Raw genomic sequence first — 1,969 nt, forward strand, 5'->3', positions numbered from 1 at the left:
TCACCTGCCGGTGATCCCGCCACCGGCCACAACGCCTATTGCCGACCGGCAGGAACGGCCGCAGCCGTTCCCACTCGGTGTCACTCAGATCGCCCCGCCCCATGCCCACCACAACGAATCCGGCAAGCCGCGGAAACGCCCGGCCTACGCTATAGGTCATGCCCACTCACAACCCATCGTTCACGGTCGACGACGACGTCGACGTGCCCTGTCCCGCGCCGGGCGAGGTCTGGACCGTCGGCGCTGTCATCCTCAACCGGGATGGCAAAGCCTTCGCCCACAAGCGAAGCCCGGACCGGCGCCTGTTTCCCGGCACATGGGACATCGTGGGCGGCCACGTCGAGGCTGGAGAAACGGTCCTGGAAGCTCTCGCACGCGAGGTCGAGGAGGAGACCGGCTGGCGCCTGACCCGCGTGCGGCGGTTCCTTGGCACCACGACCTGGACGGGGGACGACGGTGGTGGACTCCGTCACGAGGCCGACTATCTCGTCGAGGTCGAAGGCGACTTGGACAACCCCACGCTGGAATGGTCCAAGCACTCCGCCTACGACTGGTTCAGCCCCGACAACCTCGCCTGCCTCAAAGAGAACCGCAGGCCCGGGGAGTTCTTGATCCACGACCTGATCGCACAAGCCATTGAAGATCGCCCGGACAAGTCCTAGTAGATGATCCATGCCTGCCGGGGAAGGATGTGGCGAGGGTCATCCAGTACGCACTCAGTGAAGATCACCGGGCGTGTGACCAGGTGGTCAGCCATACGTTGGACGCTGACCACCAACCCGAGGCTCCAAGAGCACGGGACCCCGGTCCCCAGGTAACCAAGCTCGAAGCCGTCTTGAGGGAATCGTTCTGCGGCACGGGCGGTCATCCACCGTTCCACCTCGGAGGGGACGCGGCCCGTCAGAGGCACCCCTTCGGCGTGGACCTGCGGTCCCCGCAGGCCGTCGACAGCAAGTCCCTCGAGCCTCTCGTCGCGACTGTAGAAGAGGAGCAGTCCGGACGTCCGGTACTGGCCCACTTCCCTGGCCTGCCGACCGTCACGGGGGTGCGTGGTGATGCACTGCTGGGCCTCTGCTGTCACGTCGGCCAGCACCGCCGATACTTCGTCAGGGTTCATACCGAAGCGCAACGGTCCCACACCCAGACACGGGTCCACGACCCACTGAGGCCGATCGCTGTCGGGCCGTACCTCCCATCTGTCATCCATGGGTACACAGTCTGCGGCAGGGCCTGCCCGCCTGTGGCGTCGGCCTCTGGGTAGGCAGCTTCGCGGAGTTCACACCCGCGTCGAGTGCACCCGTCGCGGTCGTTTGGGTGCGTCGCCAGCCGCTACGACAAGAGCGCCTACGGCTTCCACGGCACCGTCATCGGCACCGTCATCCTCGCCGCAATCCGGCTCTGGCTCCGCTCGTGAGATGCGCCCTGCATCTGGTTACACACAGAATGCTTAGCCACCGGCAGCGTCATCTCATACAGTGCCGAAGGTATGACGGCACTCGCATCCTTTACCTTCGTGCGCCATATAGACGGGCTCCGCTACCGCTTCGAACGGGACGGCGAGCACAACGGCCGTCCTGCCTACCGTCGAACGGACGGGAAGGTGTGGTGCGTCTGGTCGCCGGCCGACGGCTGGCACTGCGAGATCACGGGCGACCTCGTCACCGCCCGTCCCCTCAACAGCCTCGCTGACGCACCCGAACCCCCGGCCACCGTCTGGCGCAGCTTCAAGGATGACCGCTCCTACCTCTACGACCTCCAGACCGTCGACCCTGAAGCATGATCCGCCGGACAGTGCCTGATGTTGGTGCTGGCTTGGACCGTCCACTGCCTGGTCAAACGGCCGCTGGGCCGCCTGCTTCGCGCTGGCCAGCGTCAAGGGATTCAGGACATCCGAGCGAACAGCCCGCGCCGCCTGCCCGTCCCCCACATCCCCGCCCAGCCCCCGCCCCGCCCTCGAACAGGTGCCCGC

Annotated in this window: 4 protein-coding genes; 3 read left to right on the forward strand and 1 reads right to left on the reverse strand. The window is 66.3% G+C overall.

Features of this window, described 5'->3' with window-relative positions; translation table 11 throughout:
- Window positions 1-158 precede the first annotated feature (158 nt).
- Window positions 159-662, forward strand: a complete 504-nt coding sequence (locus VR44_RS39415) for an NUDIX hydrolase (protein WP_045952507.1) — start codon at window positions 159-161, stop codon at window positions 660-662.
- Here the strand turns inward: VR44_RS39415 and VR44_RS39420 are convergent.
- Window positions 659-1,117 carry a hypothetical protein gene (locus VR44_RS39420; RefSeq protein ID WP_157880557.1) on the reverse strand — a complete coding sequence of 153 codons (459 nt, stop codon included), beginning with the start codon at window positions 1,115-1,117 and terminating at the stop codon, window positions 659-661. The genes VR44_RS39415 and VR44_RS39420 overlap by 4 nt on opposite strands.
- Window positions 1,118-1,291: 174 nt before the next feature.
- On the opposite strand from VR44_RS39420, the gene VR44_RS48675 reads away from it, so the two are divergent.
- Window positions 1,292-1,414: a hypothetical protein gene (locus tag VR44_RS48675; RefSeq protein ID WP_281187298.1), complete on the forward strand. Its 123-nt coding sequence runs from the start codon at window positions 1,292-1,294 to the stop codon at window positions 1,412-1,414.
- 72 nt (window positions 1,415-1,486) lie between these two features.
- Window positions 1,487-1,780: a hypothetical protein gene (locus tag VR44_RS39425; RefSeq protein WP_045952509.1), complete on the forward strand. Its 294-nt coding sequence runs from the start codon at window positions 1,487-1,489 to the stop codon at window positions 1,778-1,780.
- The last annotated feature ends 189 nt before the right edge of the window (window positions 1,781-1,969 follow it).

It is taken from the genome of Streptomyces katrae, from assembly GCF_000966975.1.
Taxonomy (GTDB): Bacteria; Actinomycetota; Actinomycetes; order Streptomycetales; family Streptomycetaceae; genus Streptomyces; species Streptomyces katrae.

What these genes read in the sequence shown, in the direction of transcription:
- VR44_RS39425 (WP_045952509.1), top strand. Translation starts at nt 1,487, where the DNA reads ATGACGGCACTCGCATCCTTTACCTTCGTGCGCCATATAGACGGGCTC.
- VR44_RS39420 (WP_157880557.1), bottom strand. Translation starts at nt 1,117, where the DNA reads ATGAACCCTGACGAAGTATCGGCGGTGCTGGCCGACGTGACAGCAGAG.
- VR44_RS39415 (WP_045952507.1), top strand. Translation starts at nt 159, where the DNA reads ATGCCCACTCACAACCCATCGTTCACGGTCGACGACGACGTCGACGTG.